This window comes from Listeria booriae (genome assembly GCF_000766865.1).
Lineage (GTDB): Bacteria > Bacillota > Bacilli > Lactobacillales > Listeriaceae > Listeria_A > Listeria_A booriae.
Genome location: NZ_JNFA01000030.1, coordinates 25605 through 43347, shown reverse-complemented (window position 1 = coordinate 43347; position 17743 = coordinate 25605). Strand labels below are relative to the sequence as shown.

Annotated in this window: 17 protein-coding genes; 14 read left to right on the top strand and 3 right to left on the bottom strand. The window is 43.5% G+C overall.

The features are described from left to right. Positions 1 to 504 carry a hypothetical protein gene (locus EP57_RS14885; RefSeq protein ID WP_036087987.1) on the top strand — a complete coding sequence of 168 codons (504 nt, stop codon included), beginning with the start codon at positions 1 to 3 and terminating at the stop codon, positions 502 to 504. 40 nt (positions 505 to 544) lie between these two features. Here EP57_RS14885 and EP57_RS17295 read toward each other — a convergent pair whose 3' ends face one another. Next, on the bottom strand, positions 545 to 2071 hold the full coding sequence (locus EP57_RS17295) for an LPXTG cell wall anchor domain-containing protein (RefSeq protein WP_036087985.1): 1527 nt from the start codon (positions 2069 to 2071) through the stop codon (positions 545 to 547). 574 nt (positions 2072 to 2645) lie between these two features. On the opposite strand from EP57_RS17295, the gene EP57_RS14875 reads away from it, so the two are divergent. From EP57_RS14875 to EP57_RS14825, 11 genes are all read left to right on the top strand, one after another. Further along, positions 2646 to 4787 carry a right-handed parallel beta-helix repeat-containing protein gene (locus tag EP57_RS14875; protein WP_052167712.1) on the top strand — a complete coding sequence of 714 codons (2142 nt, stop codon included), beginning with the start codon at positions 2646 to 2648 and terminating at the stop codon, positions 4785 to 4787. A 204-nt stretch (positions 4788 to 4991) separates the two neighbouring features. Then, positions 4992 to 6056: an L-ascorbate 6-phosphate lactonase gene (ulaG, locus tag EP57_RS14870; protein WP_036087984.1), complete on the top strand. Its 1065-nt coding sequence runs from the start codon at positions 4992 to 4994 to the stop codon at positions 6054 to 6056. Positions 6057 to 6094: 38 nt separating this feature from the next. Next, positions 6095 to 7519: a PTS ascorbate transporter subunit IIC gene (locus EP57_RS14865; RefSeq protein WP_036087983.1), complete on the top strand. Its 1425-nt coding sequence runs from the start codon at positions 6095 to 6097 to the stop codon at positions 7517 to 7519. A 24-nt stretch (positions 7520 to 7543) separates the two neighbouring features. Continuing rightward, on the top strand, positions 7544 to 7834 hold the full coding sequence (locus EP57_RS14860; protein ID WP_036087982.1) for a PTS sugar transporter subunit IIB: 291 nt from the start codon (positions 7544 to 7546) through the stop codon (positions 7832 to 7834). Positions 7835 to 7836: 2 nt separating this feature from the next. Continuing rightward, positions 7837 to 8316: a PTS sugar transporter subunit IIA gene (locus EP57_RS14855; protein ID WP_255309311.1), complete on the top strand. Its 480-nt coding sequence runs from the start codon at positions 7837 to 7839 to the stop codon at positions 8314 to 8316. Between the two features lie 9 nt (positions 8317 to 8325). Further along, complete coding sequence (locus tag EP57_RS14850; RefSeq protein ID WP_036088188.1) at positions 8326 to 8964, top strand: 3-keto-L-gulonate-6-phosphate decarboxylase UlaD; 639 nt, start codon at positions 8326 to 8328, stop codon at positions 8962 to 8964. A 7-nt stretch (positions 8965 to 8971) separates the two neighbouring features. Further along, positions 8972 to 9874 carry an L-ribulose-5-phosphate 3-epimerase gene (locus tag EP57_RS14845; RefSeq protein ID WP_036087980.1) on the top strand — a complete coding sequence of 301 codons (903 nt, stop codon included), beginning with the start codon at positions 8972 to 8974 and terminating at the stop codon, positions 9872 to 9874. Beyond that, on the top strand, positions 9822 to 10541 hold the full coding sequence (locus EP57_RS14840; RefSeq protein WP_036087978.1) for an L-ribulose-5-phosphate 4-epimerase: 720 nt from the start codon (positions 9822 to 9824) through the stop codon (positions 10539 to 10541). The genes EP57_RS14845 and EP57_RS14840 overlap by 53 nt, the downstream gene beginning before the upstream one ends. 51 nt (positions 10542 to 10592) lie before the next feature. After that, positions 10593 to 12647 (top strand): BglG family transcription antiterminator, encoded by a 2055-nt coding sequence (locus tag EP57_RS14835; RefSeq protein ID WP_036087977.1) that lies wholly within the window; start codon positions 10593 to 10595, stop codon positions 12645 to 12647. Beyond that, positions 12644 to 13474 (top strand): Cof-type HAD-IIB family hydrolase, encoded by an 831-nt coding sequence (locus EP57_RS14830; RefSeq protein WP_114983005.1) that lies wholly within the window; start codon positions 12644 to 12646, stop codon positions 13472 to 13474. Before EP57_RS14835 ends, EP57_RS14830 begins: the two co-directional genes overlap by 4 nt. Before the next feature lie 49 nt (positions 13475 to 13523). Continuing rightward, positions 13524 to 13781 (top strand): hypothetical protein, encoded by a 258-nt coding sequence (locus EP57_RS14825; protein ID WP_036087975.1) that lies wholly within the window; start codon positions 13524 to 13526, stop codon positions 13779 to 13781. Positions 13782 to 13847: 66 nt separating this feature from the next. Here the strand turns inward: EP57_RS14825 and EP57_RS14820 are convergent, their stop codons facing one another. Further along, positions 13848 to 14741, bottom strand: coding sequence for a tyrosine-protein phosphatase (locus EP57_RS14820; RefSeq protein WP_036087973.1), 894 nt, complete (start codon positions 14739 to 14741; stop codon positions 13848 to 13850). Between the two features lie 134 nt (positions 14742 to 14875). On the opposite strand from EP57_RS14820, the gene EP57_RS14815 reads away from it, so the two are divergent. After that, a complete protein-coding gene (locus EP57_RS14815) occupies positions 14876 to 15703 on the top strand; it encodes a class I SAM-dependent methyltransferase (protein ID WP_036087971.1) in 828 nt (275 codons plus the stop codon). Between the two features lie 80 nt (positions 15704 to 15783). Here EP57_RS14815 and EP57_RS14810 read toward each other — a convergent pair whose 3' ends face one another. Next, positions 15784 to 16653 (bottom strand): helix-turn-helix domain-containing protein, encoded by an 870-nt coding sequence (locus tag EP57_RS14810; RefSeq protein ID WP_036087969.1) that lies wholly within the window; start codon positions 16651 to 16653, stop codon positions 15784 to 15786. A 411-nt stretch (positions 16654 to 17064) separates the two neighbouring features. Between EP57_RS14810 and EP57_RS14805 the strand changes: the two genes are divergently transcribed. Continuing rightward, entirely contained in the window at positions 17065 to 17622 is a 558-nt protein-coding gene (locus tag EP57_RS14805) for a hypothetical protein (RefSeq protein WP_036087966.1), read from the top strand. Positions 17623 to 17743 lie beyond the last annotated feature (121 nt).

The window sequence follows — 17743 nt, the reverse complement described above, 5'->3', positions numbered from 1 at the left end:
ATGAACCCATTGGAAAAATATTTCCCATTCCGAATCCCCGCAGACCAATTCCACCTTGTTTCTAAAGAGCCTCACATCTTGAAAAAACTCCAAAAACACGCTTTTCACGAAAGCAATTTAGCTATCTTATTCACGACGAAAATCTGGAAGTTAGCCGACTTTGAAATGGAATTTTCAGAACTTGATTGCGAGGAAATCCAACTCAAAAAGAAGTACATACTTGTTAAAAACGTGCCGTCAAAATATCCTAAAATGCTACACTTGATGGAGATTTATAAAAATTCCGGGTTGGAAATGTACATTTTCTTGACGAATCATCTGAACTTACGTTGGGAAGAAGAAGTTGTGACGACGACTTTGTTAATGCGGAAGAAAACGAAGCAACAGTTGTGGATTGACATCAAGGAAGATGAATTGCTGTTGTTTTTCGATGAGATGGGTAGTAAGACGCATGCTGTTGGTTTTGGAGAGCAGTGGATAAGAAGACTTAGTAGTTTCACATAGAAAAACCCTAGATTCACTCGCGAATCTAGGGTTTTAATTCTTATGAACGTTTTCTCAAGTAAAGAAGTGCTGTCGCCGAAAGCAATAATCCGATAACAGTTAGACCTTTCGAGCTTGAATCGCCAGTCTTTGGTAGATCCTTATCAACTTTTGCAGCTATGATTTCGTTTGATGGGTCGTTGTTAGGTGTAGCTGCTGTTGTTTGTGAATCTGTGGCAGACTTAACGATGGACTCTGCTTTTACTTCTGGAACTTGTTTGGAACCGTAAGTGTAGTGTGTTACGTCACTGACACCGCCGTTATCATCTACTGCGATTAGGTATGCTGTTTCGCCCGGTTGTAATGGACGAGAAAGGACAGCATGGTATGCGCCAGAGTAATCAACGCGTGTTTCAGCTAGTAATTCTTCACTGTCTTCTGTAATAACGAAAAGTGTTGTGTCTGGCTCAGTGCCGCCGTAAATGTCTGTGTCTGTACTCTTGTCGAAGTTAACGGTTGGCGAAGAGTAGAGCATCATTCCCGCTACAGAAATAACTTGATATTGGAAATCAATTGTAGAGATGTTGCCGTTCGCGTCCTCAGCGACAATAACTGTGCTGTGAGCGCCAGGCGTTGTTGTGTCTAATAATGTTTGACCATTTTGGAAATAAACTTTCACGAATCCTGAATTATCTGTTGCTGTTACAAGTTCTTCGGCAGTCCATTCGTCATTTGGCCACACATAGAAGATGTCCTCTTGTGGTTGAATGAACGGCTTCGTTGTATCTACAACTGTGTAATTCACTGTAATTGTTTGTGTTGCGGAACCTTTAGACGCTAAAATTTGTACAGAATGTGTACCAAGTGTGTTTGTTACGGGTTGTGTGTTAAAGCTCAGTTTCACATTGTGTGCATTGCGACTTACGAATTGGCTTGGTAGAAGCGCAGAATCGTTTAGTTCTACAGTCACATTTGTTTTCGCCGTAGCTAGTACGGTTACTTCTGGTTTTGGATCAGGTTTTACCGGGTCAACAGGTTTCACTGGATCGACTGGTGTTACTGGATCTGGGTCAACGGGTTGCTCAGGTGTTACCGGCGTTTCTGGTTCAGGGTTTGTAGGTTCAGGATCTGGAGTTACGGGTGTTTCCGGCTCTGGATCAACTGGTGTTGCTGGTTCCTGACCTTCTTCAGGGTCTGTAGGTGTTACAGGGTCTGGATCTGGTGTGATGCTTGGGTCGGCTAAAATAGTATAGCTAACCGTAAATTCTTCGGTAGTGCCATCATTGTATTCAGCTACAATGGTTGTTTCGAATGTTCCAACTGTCTCAGTCGAGGCTACAACACCGTCTTTAAAAGTTAGTTGTGGTTTATATTTTTGGTTGTAGATTTGAACAAAGTCAGTAGGTGTAACGTGACGACCTTGCGTAATTTGAACATTCTGTTTGGCTTCAATACCATGGTTTCCCAAAACAAGTTGTTGTTGCGTATCCTGTTGGGATGTCATTTCTTCGGCAAATACGGGACTCACTGTTGAGAACGTCAGTCCACATACAAGCATGATGCTAATCGTTTTTTCTTTCATGTACATGAGTGTCTCCCCTTTTTTATGTGCTTAGTTCTTATTATACCGCGTTGTATTTTTTTTTACTAGGGTCAAAATATCTATAGATGGCAAAAATAAAATCTAATTCTTAGGAAAATCTCATTTTTTTCTTGGGAGTTTGTTAAAAATATTGTGTAATATAGTATTTGTAAACAAGGAACACCTTATTTTTCCCCCTTTTTTATAAGGTGACTTCCTTCAACTCCTTTTTTCCAGTCTAGTTCCCCTGCTAGACTGGTTTTTTTGTTGGCTAATGATTGAAATATGCTTAGAATAGAGGAACCTTAAGGTAGGCTTACAATAATTTGATTTTTAAGGAAGAATTATATCTCTTGATAGTTAAATTATTTACAAAAATAGAAACGTTTGCTAGACTGTGCTTGAGGAGGATTTAACTAATATTGGAAGGGAAGGATGTGGATTTGGAAAATAGAAGGGTAGTGTGTAGGGCAACTAGAAAGACTAAAGTATTTCAGTAACAGTACCGGCTTGACGGTTTTTGCTCGTATTTTCACAAGATAGCATGTATTAAACACATTAAAACGGGGAGGAAAGTTACATGAAAATCACTAATTTGCAAAAGGCTATATCCATCTTTAGTTTATTCTTAATAGGAGTTTTTGCAGGATTGATGACAGAGAATAAGGTAGAGGCTGCTGATATACCAAACGCGTTAACCAAAGGGGCATTACCATTAGGAACAACCAATTATGCGATACCAGACGATGCAGTATTTGTTTCGCCAAGTGGGGATAGTGCAGGTACAGGAACAATCAATGATCCTGTAAATACAGTTGCCCGTGCTCAAAAGATAATCACAACAGAAGGACGAACGATTGTATTACGTGGTGGAATATATCATGAATCATTAACGAAAGATAAGAATGCGCCAATGTGGGATACTGGATTAACCATTCAATCATACCCTGGGGAAGTTGTCTGGTTTGACGGCTCGACTGTTGTAACAGGCTGGAAAAAAGAAGGCAGTGCGTGGGTTCATGATAATTGGGTTACGAAATTTGATGCAAGTCCAACATTTACAAAAGGAGCTCCAGATTTTACTGCGGAAAATTGGAAAAATATTAATCCAGATTATCCGATGTCTGCCCATCCCGATCAAGTTTGGATAAATGGGATAGCGATTCAACAAGTAGAGAGTCTTAGCAAACTTGGCTCCAATAAATTTTACATGGACTATACAACGAATAAAATTTATCTTGGGAATGACCCAACAAATAAGGAAGTTCGAGCGAGTGATTTGCAAATAGCGCTATCCATGGATGTTCCCAAAATCACTGTTCGTGGTGTAGGTATTCGGCGATATGCTCCATCAGTGCCAGATTTAGGTGCCGTCCGAATTTCGGAGCCCGCTACTGGTTCAAAATTAGAGAATGTTATTATCACAGATAGTGCCACCACTGGTTTATCCGTGAGTACGTCAAATGTTACTCTTAAAAATGTAAGCGTTACAAACAGCGGGATGTTAGGAATAGGAGGCAACAGAGCGCATGCTTTAAAGGCTGATAAACTTTATGTCGCTAACAGCAATATCGAAAACTTTAATATGGGTCCGATTGCTTCAGGTATAAAAATAAGCCGTAGTTACAATACCTTGATTTCGAATAGTAAAATCATCGATAATAAATCACTTGGGCTATGGTTTGACGAAGATTGTTACGCCGCTACAGTCGTGAACAACGAAATTTCTAATAATAGTAGCACTGGTTTAGCTTTTGAGCTGAGTTCACAAGGAAATGTAGCGAATAATCGAATCAATAATAACGCTGGGTATGGCTTGCATATCATTAATTCGGATCAAGTAGACGTGTGGAATAACTCGTTAACAAATAGCCAAATGTCCATTCTTATTCAGCAGGATAGTAGAAAGCCAGCAAAAGATCGTTACTGGACACCACACGACTATTCAAAAGATATTTCATGGTATGTGAATGATATTGAGATATGTAACAATATTCTTGGTCTGCCTACTCCGATGGCTAGTCAATGGGGTGGTGTTGTCGCACTACGAGACGAGACATATCAACGAACAGGTAATCAAATGGGTGTGACATTGAATGCTAATGTTTATTATCATACAGGTTTAGAAGGTCGCCCAACTTTGATTCAATGGTCAACTAAAACAGCGGGTATTAAAGATTGGAATAATTTTAGCAACCTTGCTACTTTCCGAAATACGACAGGGCAAGATAGCCGTTCGATTGAAATAATCGAAAATAGTACGCCACTCAATCCTACTGGTTTTGCTAAGCAGACTATTCAACAACGTGCCAATACAGTAGGCTCTCCAATTCCGCAGACAATCGCCCTAGCCGCAGATTTGCCATCAGGTGAAAAGGTTCTTGGACCAACACCTAATTTGCTTGGTAACTTAGATAAGGTAGATGCGAATCAAATATTTGGATGGGCTTGGAATCCAGAGGAACCTTTATCAACATCAACAGCTATCAAAATAAATATTTACGATGCTCAAAATATGTTAGTGGACACAATCCCTGCAGTGGCTAATCGATACCGAGCAGATATACAAAATGCCGGCTTTGGAACAGGTTATGCAGGATTTAGCTATACCCCGAATTGGAACAAATACCCTTCTGGTCAAAAGTATCGTGTCGTTGTTTATACTGCTGATAGCACAGGTACTTATAACCCGTTGCCTAATGTTCGTTACTATACTAACTAAAAAACTCTGAAGAAAATGGAGTCACTAAATTAATGGTACTGATTCTACTCGCTTAGAATAAAAATCAACCAACAAACTAAACAAGACCACCCACGTACACCCTCACTGTGTATAGGTTGGTCTTTTTTCGTGTGCCTAATTCTCGTAAGATAAGTGTATAGCAAGAAATAAAGCGCTTACTAAAATGGATGAGGAGTTGGGAAGATGGCGAAAATTAATGAGGTTACTAGAGAGTCTTGGATTTTGAATACGTTTCCGGAGTGGGGAACTTGGTTGAATGAGGAGATTGAGGAGACTGTTGTGGAACAGGGGACTTTTTCGATGTGGTGGCTTGGGTGTACGGGGATTTGGTTGAAGACGCATGAGAACACGAATTTGTTGGTGGATTTGTGGTGTGGGACTGGGAAACAGACGCGCAAGAATCAGTGGATGAAGGATGGACACCAAATGCAGCGGATGAGCGGGTGTAAGAAGTTGCAGCCGAATTTGCGGACGATGCCGTTTGTGATTGATCCGTTTGCGATTAAGGATTTGGACGCGCTGGTTGTGACGCATTTTCATTCGGATCATATTGATATTAATACGGCGGCTGCGGTGATGCAAAATTGTGCGGAGGATGTGCCGTTTATTGGGCCGCAAGCGTGTGTGGACATTTGGACTGGTTGGGGTGTGCCGAAAGAGCGTTGTATTGTGGTGCATCCAGGTGATGTTGTGAAGGTGAAAGATGTGGAAATCGTTGTGTTGGAGGCGTTTGATCGGACGGCGTTGGTGACGGTTCCGGAAGATGTGACGCTTGCTGGCAAAATGCCGATGGATATGGATGAGGTGGCGGTGAACTATCTTTTCAATACGTCGGGCGGTTCGCTGTATCATGCGGGGGATTCGCATTATTCGAATCAGTTTGCGAAACATGGAAATGACCACAAAATTGATGTGGCGCTTGGTGCATATGGTGAGAATCCACGCGGGATTACGGACAAGGTGACGTCTGTTGATATGTTGCGGATGGCGGAATCGCTAAATGCGGAAGTCGTGATTCCGGTGCATTACGATATTTGGGCGAATTTTCAGGCGGACCCGAAAGAAATTACGATGCTGTGGGAAGCGAAAAAACATCGCCTAGATTATCAGTTTAAGCCATTTATTTGGCAAGTTGGTGGGAAATTTACGTTCCCGCTGGATAAGGATAAGTTGGAATACCATTATCCGCGCGGTTTTGATGATGTTTTTGCGGTGGATGCGGATATGCCGTTCCCTTCGTTCTTGTAAATGTTCAGCTTGATGAAACTTAAAAGGAGTGGGTGAGCTTGGATTTTTTGTTGAATGGGTTTGAGTGGTTTGCGAATAATATTTTGCAGAAGCCGGAATTTTTCGTGGGGATTATTGTTTTTATTGGGTATGTGTTGCTGCGAAAACCGATTTATGAGTGCTTTGCGGGATTTGTGAAGGCGACGGTCGGTTATATGATCTTGAACGTTGGGGCGGCTGGGCTTGTTACGACGTTTCGGCCAATCTTAGCGGGGCTTTCGGATCGGTTTGGGTTAGACGCGGCGGTTATTGATCCTTATTTTGGACTTAATGCGGTGAATGCGGCGTTGGAATCGATTGGTTTGACGACTTCGTGGACGATGATTTCGTTGCTGATTGGGTTTGTACTTAATATTGTCGTTGTGCTGTTGCGCAAGTTTACGAAGTTGCGGACGCTGTTTATTACGGGGCATATTATGGTGCAGCAGGCGACGACGGTGACGTGGATGGTGTTCTTTATTTTCCCTGAGTATCGGAATATGACGGGGGCAATTATGGTTGGTGTGCTCGTTGGGCTGTACTGGGCGGTTGCTTCTAATTTGACGGTTGGTCCGACGCAGCGTTTGACTGGGAATGCTGGTTTTGCGGTAGGTCATCAGCAGATGTTTGCGATTTGGATTACGGATAAGGTCGCTGGAAAACTTGGTGATCCTAAGAAGAACCTTGAAAATATAAAATTGCCAAAATGGTTGTCGATTTTCCATGATAATATCGTGGCGACGGGAACTTTGATGTTGCTGTTCTTCGGGATTATTATGTCGGTGCTTGGTGAGGATTATTTACGTGAGATTAATCCGTTGTTTACGCCGACGACTTCTTTTCCAATGTATATTTTGTCGCAGTCGCTTTATTTTGCGGTTTACTTAGCGATTTTGATGCAAGGGGTGCGGATGTTTGTGGCGGAATTGACGACTTCTTTCCAAGGGATCTCGAATCGGATTTTGCCGGGGTCACTTCCTGCGGTGGATTGTGCGGCGACGTATAATTTTGCGCCTCCGAACGCGATTTTGTTTGGCTTTATTTTTGGAGCGGTTGGGCAGTTTATCACGATTATTGGGTTGATGGTGTTTCATTCGCCAGTCCTGATTATTACGGGATTTGTGCCGGTGTTCTTTGATAATGCGACAATTGCGATTTATGCGAATAAGCGTGGTGGAACGCGGGCTGCGATGATTTGCTCGTTTGTTTCGGGAATTTTGCAGGTGGCGATTAGTGCTTTTGCGGTTGTGTTTTTCGGGCTGTACAAGTTCGGCGGTTGGCATGGGAACATTGATTTCGAGTTGTTCTGGCCGTGGGCTGGTGTGGCGATGGATTACTTAGGTCGCTTCGGGTTCTTGATTGTTGTGGTGTTCTTGCTGGCGATTCCGTGGTTGCAATATTTGCGTGCGAAAGACAGAAATGCGTATGATCAAGGGTTAGAATAAAAATATGAAAAGAGGATGATGAACATGTTGAAGGTTTTAGCGGCTTGTGGGAATGGAATGGGTTCTAGTATGGTGATTAAAATGAAGATTGAAAAGGCGTTGCGGGAAATTGGTGTGGCGGACTTTAAGGTCGATTATTGTAGTGTTGGAGAGGCGAAATCACAGGCGGGAGGCTATGATATTGTGGTGGCTTCGAAGCATTTGATTCATGAGTTGGATGGGCGGACGCAGGGTTCGCTTGTTGGGTTGGATAACTTGATGGATGATGCGGAAATTAAGGAGAAATTGAGCGGTTTGGTGAGTGAGGAGGTGTGACGATGTTGTCTTTGAAGCAGGCTTTGGTGGACAATGACTCGATTTTGTTGCAGGCGGATGCGGATTCTTGGCAGGAGGCGGTACGTGTGGCGGTGTCGCCGCTTGTGAAAAGTGGTGCGGTGGACGCGGGCTATGCGCAGGCGATTATTGATTCGACGGAACATTATGGGCCGTATTATGTGTTGATGCCAGGGATGGCGATGCCGCATGCGAGACCGGAAGATGGTGTGAATCGGGATGCGTTTAGTTTGGTAACGTTGAAGGAGCCGGTGACTTTTTCTGACGGGAAAGCGGTGTCGGTATTGGTGACGCTTGCGGCGACGTCGGCGGAGATTCATACGGGGGTTGCGATTCCACAGATTGTGGCGGTGTTTGAGATGCCGGACGTGATTGCGCGATTGGGTGCGATGCGGGATGTCGCGGAGGTTTTGGCGATGATTGATGATGCGGATGTGACGCAGTACGTGACGGAGAAGGGATGAGTGAATGGAATGGCTTTACCAAAATTACAAATTGCGCTGGATAATGGCGTGTTGAGTGAGGCGCTGGCTTCGATTTCGCAGGTCGGTGATGAGGTGGACGTGATTGAGGCAGGGACGATTCTTTGCCTCGCGGAAGGGATGGAAGCGGTGCGTTGTTTGCGGGCGCTGTACCCTGAAAAAACGATTTTGGCGGATACGAAATGTGCGGACGCAGGCGGGACGGTGGCCAAAAATTGCGCGGATGCTGGTGCGGATTGGATGACGGTGATTTGCTGTGCGACGATTCCGACGATGCAGGCGGCTTTGAAGGAAGTGCAGGACTTGCAGGTGGAGCTTTATGGTGATTGGACGTTTGAGCTGGCCGCGAAATGGAAGCAGGCTGGCTTGACGCAAGTGGTGTATCATCAAAGTCGTGATGCGCTTTTGGCTGGTGAGACTTGGGGCGAGAAGGACTTGGCGAAGATTCGTCGGTTGGTCGAGATGGGATTCAAGGTTTCGGTGACGGGCGGCCTCGAGGTGGAGACATTGCCACTTTTTGCGGGGATCGATGTGTTTACGTTTATTGCGGGACGCGGGATTCGTGATGCGGCTGACCCTAGACAGGCGGCTCGGGAGTTCAAAGCGGAAATTGCGCGGATTTGGGGGTGAGACGCGAATGGTGAACCCTCTTGGGATTTATGAAAAAGCGTTACCGGCGGATTTGACGTGGCTGGCGCGATTGGAAATGGCACGGGAGCTTGGTTTTGATTTTGTGGAGATGTCGATTGATGAGACGGATGCGCGGCTGGCCAGGCTTGATTGGTCGCATGAGGAACGGCTGGCGATTGTGGACGCGGTTTTTGCGACGGGTGTGCGGATTCCGACGATTTGTTTGAGCGGTCATCGCCGTTTTCCGCTAGGTTCGCATGATGCGGCGGTGCGCGATGCTGGGCTTGTTTTGATGAAAAAAGCGATTGATTTGGCGAGTGATATCGGCGTTCGCGTGATTCAACTGGCGGGTTATGATGTGTATTATGAGACTAAAAGTGTGGCAACGCGAGCCCTTTTTATCGAAAATTTGCGCAAAGCGTGTGACTGGGCGTCGGCAAAACAAGTGACGCTGGCCATCGAAATTATGGATGACCCGTTTATGAGCTCGATTTCGAAATATATGGAGATCAAGACGCAAGTGGATTCGCCGTGGTTGCTCGTCTATCCGGACATCGGAAATTTGTCGGCTTGGCCTGAAAATGACGCGGGACAAGAGCTAGCACTCGGCATGACGCAAATCGCGGCGGTGCATGTGAAAGATACGCTTGCGGTGACGGCGGATTCGCCTGGAAAATTTAAAAATGTCCCGTTCGGCACTGGCTGTGTTGATTTTGTCGGCTGTTTCCGAACGCTGAAAAATCAGAACTACGCGGGGGCTTTCTTGATTGAAATGTGGAGCGAGACGAGTGAAAATCCGCGCGAAGAAATCAAAGATGCAGTAGCCTTTTTGACGGCAAAATGGAAGGAGGCAGGCTATGATTACATTGGACAGCAAGCGTTTGGCAGTTTTGAAGCAAGAGGTGTTTGAGGCGAACTTGGCGTTACCAAAAGCGGGACTCGTGAAATTAACGTGGGGAAATGTGAGCGTGATTGATCGGGAACTCGGCGTGATTGTGATAAAACCAAGTGGTGTCGCGTATGACGTGATGCGGGCAGAGGACATGGTCGTGACGGATTTGGACGGCAAAACGCTGATGGAAGACGCTTTGGCTCCTTCGTCGGACTTGGCGACACATGTGATTTTGTATCGGGAATTTCCTGAAATCGGAGCGGTTGTGCATACGCATTCGAAGTGGGCGGTGGCTTGGGCGCAGGCGAAACGCGACATTCCAGCTTACGGGACAACGCATGCCGATGCTTTCTACGGCCAAGTTCCTTGTACGCGCGAGTTGACAGTGACGGAGATTGCGCAAGATTATGAAGTGGAGACGGGAAACGTGATTGTAGAAACTTTCAAAAATCGCGGACTCGATCCAAATGCAGTTCCGGGTGTGATTGTGAGCAGTCACGGTCCCTTTACATGGGGCAAAACGGCGGCCAAGGCGGTGGAACATAGTTTGATTTTAGATGAAGTAGCGGATATGGCGTTCCAATCGGAGCAATTAGAGCATGATTTGACGGCGATTCCGGGTTATCTTTTAGACAAACATTACTACCGGAAACATGGCGTGGACGCATACTATGGCCAGAAGTAGTTTGTGATATGATGGTGTTAGAAACCTTACTTGCAAAGGCAGGCGAAGAAAATGCTACATTTAGATACGAATTACTGCTTATTCCTTAAAATTTTAAGCGAACGCCTAGAGATTTCGAGTATTACGGCGATGGCCAACGCAGCAGGGCTTTCCCGCCGAATGATCTATTACTACACCGAAAAATTAGATACGATGTTGCGACATGTCAAATTACCGCCTGTTTACCGCAAAACAGGTGGTGGTTTGGTTATTAATACAGAACAAGCCGACCAAATCAAAGACTGGCTGGCAGAAAGTGAAACGCACCAATATACGTTAAAAACGAGCGAACGCAGACAAGTCTTGGAATTATTAATCTTACTGGAATTAAGAAAATGGTTTTTGCGCGACTTTATGGAGATTTTCGATGTTTCGCGAAATACGATTGTAAAGGACATTGCGTCGCTGAAGGAGAGCCGAGAAGTGTTGTCGAGCAAGGCGCGTGGCTATTTTTTAGATATGTCGGAGCGGGAGCGGCGGACGCAGATTTACCAAGTGATTCACAGAATGGGTGAGGGTGGCCAAGAGCAGACTTTTACTTTTTTAGCGCGGGTTGTGGCTCTAGATTGTGCGCAACTGGCGGACTTAGAGGCGGCTTTGCGGCAGACCGAACAGATTTTGAACAAGGAGATTTCGGGAAACGATGTAAAGCGGCTAGCGCAGGCAATGTTGCTTTTTGCGCGGCGGAGTGATGCGGGAAAACATCCAGAATGGCAAATTTCCGAACGAATTGTAATTATGGAACGGCTGGAATATCGGGCGGCGGACACGATGCTAAGCGTTGTCTCCCAAGTGTTCCAGCAACCCGTTCCCCAAGAAGAGGCACTCTATTACGGCATGCTTCTTCTTTGCGTAGAAAAAAACGTAGACGGCCATTTCAAAAGTTCCCCGTTTGAAGAACTCGTCCAGTTGACCGAAACAATGGTTACTATCTTCGAACAAATTTCAGGAATCTACTTCAAATTACGCTATCGCCTGGTAGAAAACATTCAAACCCACATCAAAGTCATTCATTACCGCCATGTTTTCCAAATCAAAATCCATCCACCAGTTCTACACGAAATCTCCAAACAGTATCAAAAAGTATTCCGCCTCACTGAAAAAATGGTTCAAACTTTATCGCCGAACTGGCTTTTCCAGAAATATTTTGCCCATGGTTTAACAAAACAAGAAATTGCGGGCATTGCGTTGTTTTTCGAAGAGGCGATTGTGAAAGAACAGTCCAAGAAGGCGCCGGCGAAATGGATTATTGTGTCGGATTATGCAGATGTGCTAAATTCCCTTTTAGCGACGCAAATTAAGCAATTGTTGCCCGAGATGGTATTGGAAGGCATTTTTTCAACGGGAATGGCGCCATTTTTGAATCAGAAAATTAATTTTTGTGTGACGACGGATATGCAGTATATTCATACGACGGGGCAGACGATTTATGTTGGGGCTGTGCTGTCTGAGGAGGATAAGCGGCGGCTTTTTAATATTAAGAAGAGTCCGGATAAGGTGATGGGAAGGCGTGACAAGTTGCGCAAACTGCTTTATAATTCGAGTAGTAATGGCGCCCCGGATGAGCGATTGCTTGACCAAGTGGAGTTGTTGTATACCGATGAGGATCGCGCAGTGGTGCATTCGGATTTAGTGACGCTAGCTGATTTTCGGAAAGAGGAATTGTTTTTCGAAGAGGAGCAGGTGGAGTCGCTTACGGATGTGTTGTCGCTGCTTGCCAAACCGTTGCTTGATCGCAAGTGGATCAGGACGGAGTACATGGAGCAAATCGCGCATGACGTAATGGAAGACAAACGTTTGATGATTTTGTTTCAAGGCGTGATTTTGTTACATACGGACTATCGAAACGGTTCTTTCCAGCCAGGCATTAGCATGTTGCACGTGAAGGAGCCATTTTGTATACACGGTGAATCGGTAAACTTATTTATTTTGCTAGCGACCGAGGAAAAAATGACGCATGTCCCGCTTTTATTCGAGCTCGATGTGCTACTAAATTCTTCGTTTTTGGCAAACTTGGAAAACGGCGTGAAGCTTTTTGAGGCGTTTCAAATGAGTGTTGGAAGGTGATTTTTGTGAAAATGGAGACAGTTGTAACGGATATGGACGGCACGCTGCTTGCAAAAGGTGGAGCAGAGATTCAGCCGCTAAATAAAGAAGTATTATTGGATTGGCAGAAGGCAGGCAAGAAACTAGTGTTAGCGACGGGAAGGCTTGATTTAGCGATCATGCCGTTCGTGCATGAACTAGATATCAAGATGCCGGTTATTTCGTGTAACGGTGCGCTAGTACGTGATTTTGTTAATAATGAAATCTTGATGAAAAGCGATATTTCCTATGATTTATTGGCGCAAGTCATCGAAACGGTTCGCGAATATGGCGTCGATTATCACGTCTACACGACAGAGCGTATTCTAGGCCCAACCCCAACTGGGAAAATTGCCGGATTCCTCAAAGCGAACAAAACACTCCCAGAAAACGAACAAGTTCCACTAACAATTACAGATGATGTTGTTGGCGAAATCGTTCAAGCAGGCGAGTTCCCACTAAAAGTTCTCGTACTATCAGACGAAGCAGAAACGCGCCAAGCAGTACGCGATGCCTTGGCAAAACTACCATTATCAGTCATGTCTTCCGGCGAAACTTTAGTAGATATCATGAACGTAGGCATTGATAAAGCGCATGGCTTAGCGTTTTTAGATGAAGCAGGCTGGCTTGATTTAGAAACAACAATCGCATTTGGCGATAACGAAAACGACATCGGCATGATTGAACTTGCCAAAATGGGCGTTGCGATGGAAAACAGCATTCCCGAAACATTGGCGATTGCCGATTACGTCGCAGGACATCACGATACTGGTGGCCTCGGTCAGTTTTTACTTGATTTTGAGAAGTAACGTGTTATGCTGAAATTGGAAGAAAAAATATCTAGGGAGCTGATTCGAAATGGAAGAGGAAGAACGCTTTGATCTAGGACATACAATAAAGAAAATCTTTGTGATTGGTGTAGCGGCGAGCCTTATTTTCTTAGGTTTCATCGCATTAATGACACTAATCGGCGTAGTCATCGCCATCCCGCTACTTAAAAAAGCATATCGTTTAGTATCACCAGACAACGAAGGCCATTGCAAAAGCGAGAAACACAAAGTAAAATGCCCAATTTGCCGTGCCAAAACTAAGTTTTACGGAGAAGAAATCGAATAATAAACAAAAATGTGACTGGCAATTTGCGCTTTGTTCTGCGCGGGTTTGCCAATCACATTTTTTCCTTTATTGTAAATACATTTTTTGTAGTTTTTGAATATCTTTTGCGGAAAGTCCGAGTCCTTTTTTGAGGAATGCGTCTGTGCTACCGTATTTGGCTTTGATTTCGTCGAACGCTGCGTTCAGATAAGCTGGGCGAACTTCAAGAATCGCTTTCATGCCGTCCAGCACCTTTTTATTATCGGTTTGTTTGGCAAGGGCATCCAGCGTCTGTTTGTTCTCAGCCGCGCGATATTTGTTGGAAAGCAAGAAATCCTTCATAATCGTGTCCTGTTTTACGCCAAGTGCAGACAGAACGAGCGCTGTACCAAAACCAGTCCGATCTTTACCAGCCGTGCAGTGCCAGAGAACCGCACCATTTTTGTTATCCAACAGCTCTTGGAAAAATAATTTGTAACCAGCGATAGATTGCGGATCCGTCACGAAACTTTTATTCGCAGCAATCAAGAAATCTTCCGGATTATCCATTGTCGCCAAGCTCTTCATTAAGTCAGCCATGCTAGTGGACGCGCCATTGTCTTTCATAATCGAATCGTGAATATAGTCTACATGCTTAATCGTTGGGTCAGGCTTTGCTTTTACTTCCGAATCCGTCCGGAAATCCACAATCGTCGCCAACTTGTATGTAGCGGTCAGCTTTTTAATATCATCCTTCGAAAGATTGGTAAGTTCGGCCGCACGAATCAGCTTATGAGGCTTAATCGTTTTCCCGTTTGCCGCCTTATAACCACCTAAATCACGAATATTCACCGCGCCATCCAGCTTAATCTGAGCACCAGGCTTCACTTGATTTTGCGTTTGTTTCGCCGCGAACGAATCGATATCCCCAGGAGTGCACCCCGCAAGCAACAACGAACTACTAACAACAATAACACCAGTAACAGTTACAAATTTATTCATCTTTTCCCCTCCTCATGAGCTTTATTATAGCCATCAAAAAGCCGATTTGTTTGGAGTTTTAGTAAAGAGAACGTTAAGAAACTGCTTAAAATTGTAAAGTAAGGCGTTAAAAACACAAAAACAGGAGTGAAAAAATGAAACCCCTTGAAAAAATCGTATCCTGCATGTTGCGCGACGCAGCATCAGATGACATTCAGTTAGTACAAACCGAACACCGTATGAAATTGGCCGATTTTTGGCAGATAAAAGAAGGCGAGCGCGTCCTTGAAGTCGGCTGCGGACAAGGCGACACCACCGCAGTTTTAGCACATTACGTCGGCGCATCAGGCTCCGTTCACGCCATTGACATCGCATCCCCAGACTACGGCGCCCCGTTCACACTAGCCCAATCCACGACACATTTGAAACAGTCCGAACTAGGAAGCCGCATCGAATTTCAACTAGAAACCGACATTTTACGCGGCGACATAACTTTTGAAGCAAACACATTCGACGTCGCAGTCATCTCGCACGCATCCTGGTATTTCAGCACCAAATCCGAGTTTTTAGAAATGCTCACAACCTTGAAAAAATGGGCAAAACGGATTTGCTTCTCGGAATGGAATCCACAAATCAGCGACTCCCGCCAACAATCCCACCTACTCGCAGTCCTTGTACAAGCCCAATACGAAGCGTTCAAATCCGAAACCCAGTCCAACGTCCGAACATTCATCACACCAGCAGACATCCAAGAAATGGCGCAAAAACAAGGTTGGAGAGTAACGAGCGAAGGCGATATTTGGATCAAAGAAATGCAAGACGCGCGCTGGGAAGCTTCGTTCGTGACACAGAATATCGCAGAAGAAATCGCGAAACAAGAAGCATTGCCCGCTAAGTTTAAAGAGTTGCTTCTCACACAAACCAAGTTAATACAACTAGATGACCTATTACCGATGAGTTCGTATTGTTGCGTGATTAGCTAAAAGCATAGAAAAGCCAGAGACGCGATAATTTGCGAATCTGGCTTTTTTCGTTAGAGGCGTGTTGGAGTTTTATGAATGGGCTACTTAACCTCAATCTCATATTTCTTTAAAAACAACATAAAATGCCTGTGCAACGTATCGAAACCTAAGTAATCCAGAACAACCATGTTTTTTCTGATTGTTTCATAGTGTTCTGAACCCTCACCGAGTCTAATGCAGGCGATGGCATGATTTAATTCAGAGCAGACTTTCTCGTGAATAAGCCTGTAAGTTGTTGCGGTGTCGGCAGCAGTTTTAGCAAAATCTTTGGCCGCCTTGAAATCCCCGTGCTCCAAACAAAGCGTCGACAAATTTAAATAGAGGTGTTGTTCCGTGTGCTGGTATTCCATGAAACACCGAAAAGCATGCAACCGTTTGAATGCCTTTCGCGAGAAAAAAACAGCTTCTTCGACTTCCAAGGCAAAAAGAATACTTGAGAATAATTTTAATTCATAAAGATACCAGTTATCCATATCTAGCAAATATTTTTTGATTGGCGCGACATACTGAACCATCGCCTCATTTATAGTATTATCAGGACCGTATTCAATCATAGCTTTACAAATTAACATATAGTGATAATAAATGATATTGGTAGTCTCTTCGTAATGGCTGTATGCTTCTTTCGATAAATGTTTTAACTGTTCATAATCATGAAGATTTATTGAATCACTAATTTCAACACGAAACTGTTGCTTATCGTGAGGTTGCAAATCATTTTGAACAAATAAAAATTCCTCAAAAGTTACATTTAGTCTATCTAAAAGCATAAAAACGCGATCATAGGATGGAAAGTAGTTATTATTTTCAACTTGAGACAAATGATTTCTAGCTAGTATACCTTCAGATAGCTGTGTCTGCGTCAAGTTTTTATCTGTACGTATTTGTTTTATAGTTTCTCCAAAATTCATTTTTTAACCCCCGTGATAAATCTTTGATAGATATAGATAACACAATGACTATTTTGTAAATAAAACCATTAGTATAAAAGTATAGATTAGATATCAATCTAATATCTGGTGTTTTGATGATTACTAATTAAGTATACGAAATATTAAGAATGATATCAAATTTATATATTAACCATATAATAGGGAAATCTAACAGAATGTGAGGTGAACTTTGTGAAATTGAATCAAGCATGGCTAACGTGCTTTATTTTATTCAAGAATTTATATGCTCAAATATTATCGGCAAGAAATATATAAAGGGAAAAGAAATTCAAATCAAAATGAACATAATTTAAAGGGAGTGTAACATATGTCAATCCTAATTACTCTACTACGCAGTATTCAAATAAAACTTCCAAGTAACTATAAGTTATGAAGTATTTAGTAGCTGGTATGATCTCGTTGGTCCTTGCGGGTGCAATTTCGGGATGCGCGTCGCCTAGTGAAACGAAATCAGATAAGAAAACAAAACCAAATAATGTAGCTGAGATAAAAGAAAAACAATATACATCCATTGAAGACTACCAAAAAGAGATACCATCAGATATGCAAATGAATAAACCTGTCTTCCAGCTTGTTGGAGACACACTTGAAATTAGTTTTGAAGTACGGTTTACAGAAGCAATGGATACTAAGTTACGTAATACAAAACAACCATCGTATTATAGCGTTATTGAGGCGGAAGGACACGACAAGTTTGACAACCTACTAGATAAGAACAATCCACCAATCTATTCTAACAACGTAGCAGCTATGGAATCAGGAAGTTTTGGATACAAGTATAAAGCTGTGCTTGCGTTACAAGCTAAACCTACAGCATCCGAGAAAAAAGAATTGTTAGACGGCTCAAATTTTGCTTTAGTCTTTATGAATCAAAACAAAGACGTAACGAATGTTTTTCATGTTTTGGATATCGGGATGGTAGAATAATTATTGGAATATAGATGATTTGAAAAAACACGATAGTAAAAGGGATACAAAAAGAAGCCAACGACATATTCATATACAGTGTCGGCTTCTTTCGTATTTTTATAAAGTACTTATGAAATTA

Coding starts and splice junctions, on each gene's coding strand:
- EP57_RS17295 (WP_036087985.1), bottom strand. CDS start 2,071: ATGTACATGAAAGAAAAAACGATTAGCATCATGCTTGTATGTGGACTG.
- EP57_RS14815 (WP_036087971.1), top strand. CDS start 14,876: ATGAAACCCCTTGAAAAAATCGTATCCTGCATGTTGCGCGACGCAGCA.
- EP57_RS14810 (WP_036087969.1), bottom strand. CDS start 16,653: ATGAATTTTGGAGAAACTATAAAACAAATACGTACAGATAAAAACTTG.
- EP57_RS14855 (WP_255309311.1), top strand. CDS start 7,837: ATGTTGTCTTTGAAGCAGGCTTTGGTGGACAATGACTCGATTTTGTTG.
- EP57_RS14825 (WP_036087975.1), top strand. CDS start 13,524: ATGGAAGAGGAAGAACGCTTTGATCTAGGACATACAATAAAGAAAATC.
- ulaG (WP_036087984.1), top strand. CDS start 4,992: ATGGCGAAAATTAATGAGGTTACTAGAGAGTCTTGGATTTTGAATACG.
- EP57_RS14805 (WP_036087966.1), top strand. CDS start 17,065: ATGAAGTATTTAGTAGCTGGTATGATCTCGTTGGTCCTTGCGGGTGCA.
- EP57_RS14840 (WP_036087978.1), top strand. CDS start 9,822: ATGATTACATTGGACAGCAAGCGTTTGGCAGTTTTGAAGCAAGAGGTG.
- EP57_RS14885 (WP_036087987.1), top strand. CDS start 1: ATGAACCCATTGGAAAAATATTTCCCATTCCGAATCCCCGCAGACCAA.
- EP57_RS14845 (WP_036087980.1), top strand. CDS start 8,972: ATGGTGAACCCTCTTGGGATTTATGAAAAAGCGTTACCGGCGGATTTG.
- EP57_RS14875 (WP_052167712.1), top strand. CDS start 2,646: ATGAAAATCACTAATTTGCAAAAGGCTATATCCATCTTTAGTTTATTC.
- EP57_RS14850 (WP_036088188.1), top strand. CDS start 8,326: ATGGCTTTACCAAAATTACAAATTGCGCTGGATAATGGCGTGTTGAGT.
- EP57_RS14820 (WP_036087973.1), bottom strand. CDS start 14,741: ATGAATAAATTTGTAACTGTTACTGGTGTTATTGTTGTTAGTAGTTCG.
- EP57_RS14860 (WP_036087982.1), top strand. CDS start 7,544: ATGTTGAAGGTTTTAGCGGCTTGTGGGAATGGAATGGGTTCTAGTATG.
- EP57_RS14835 (WP_036087977.1), top strand. CDS start 10,593: ATGCTACATTTAGATACGAATTACTGCTTATTCCTTAAAATTTTAAGC.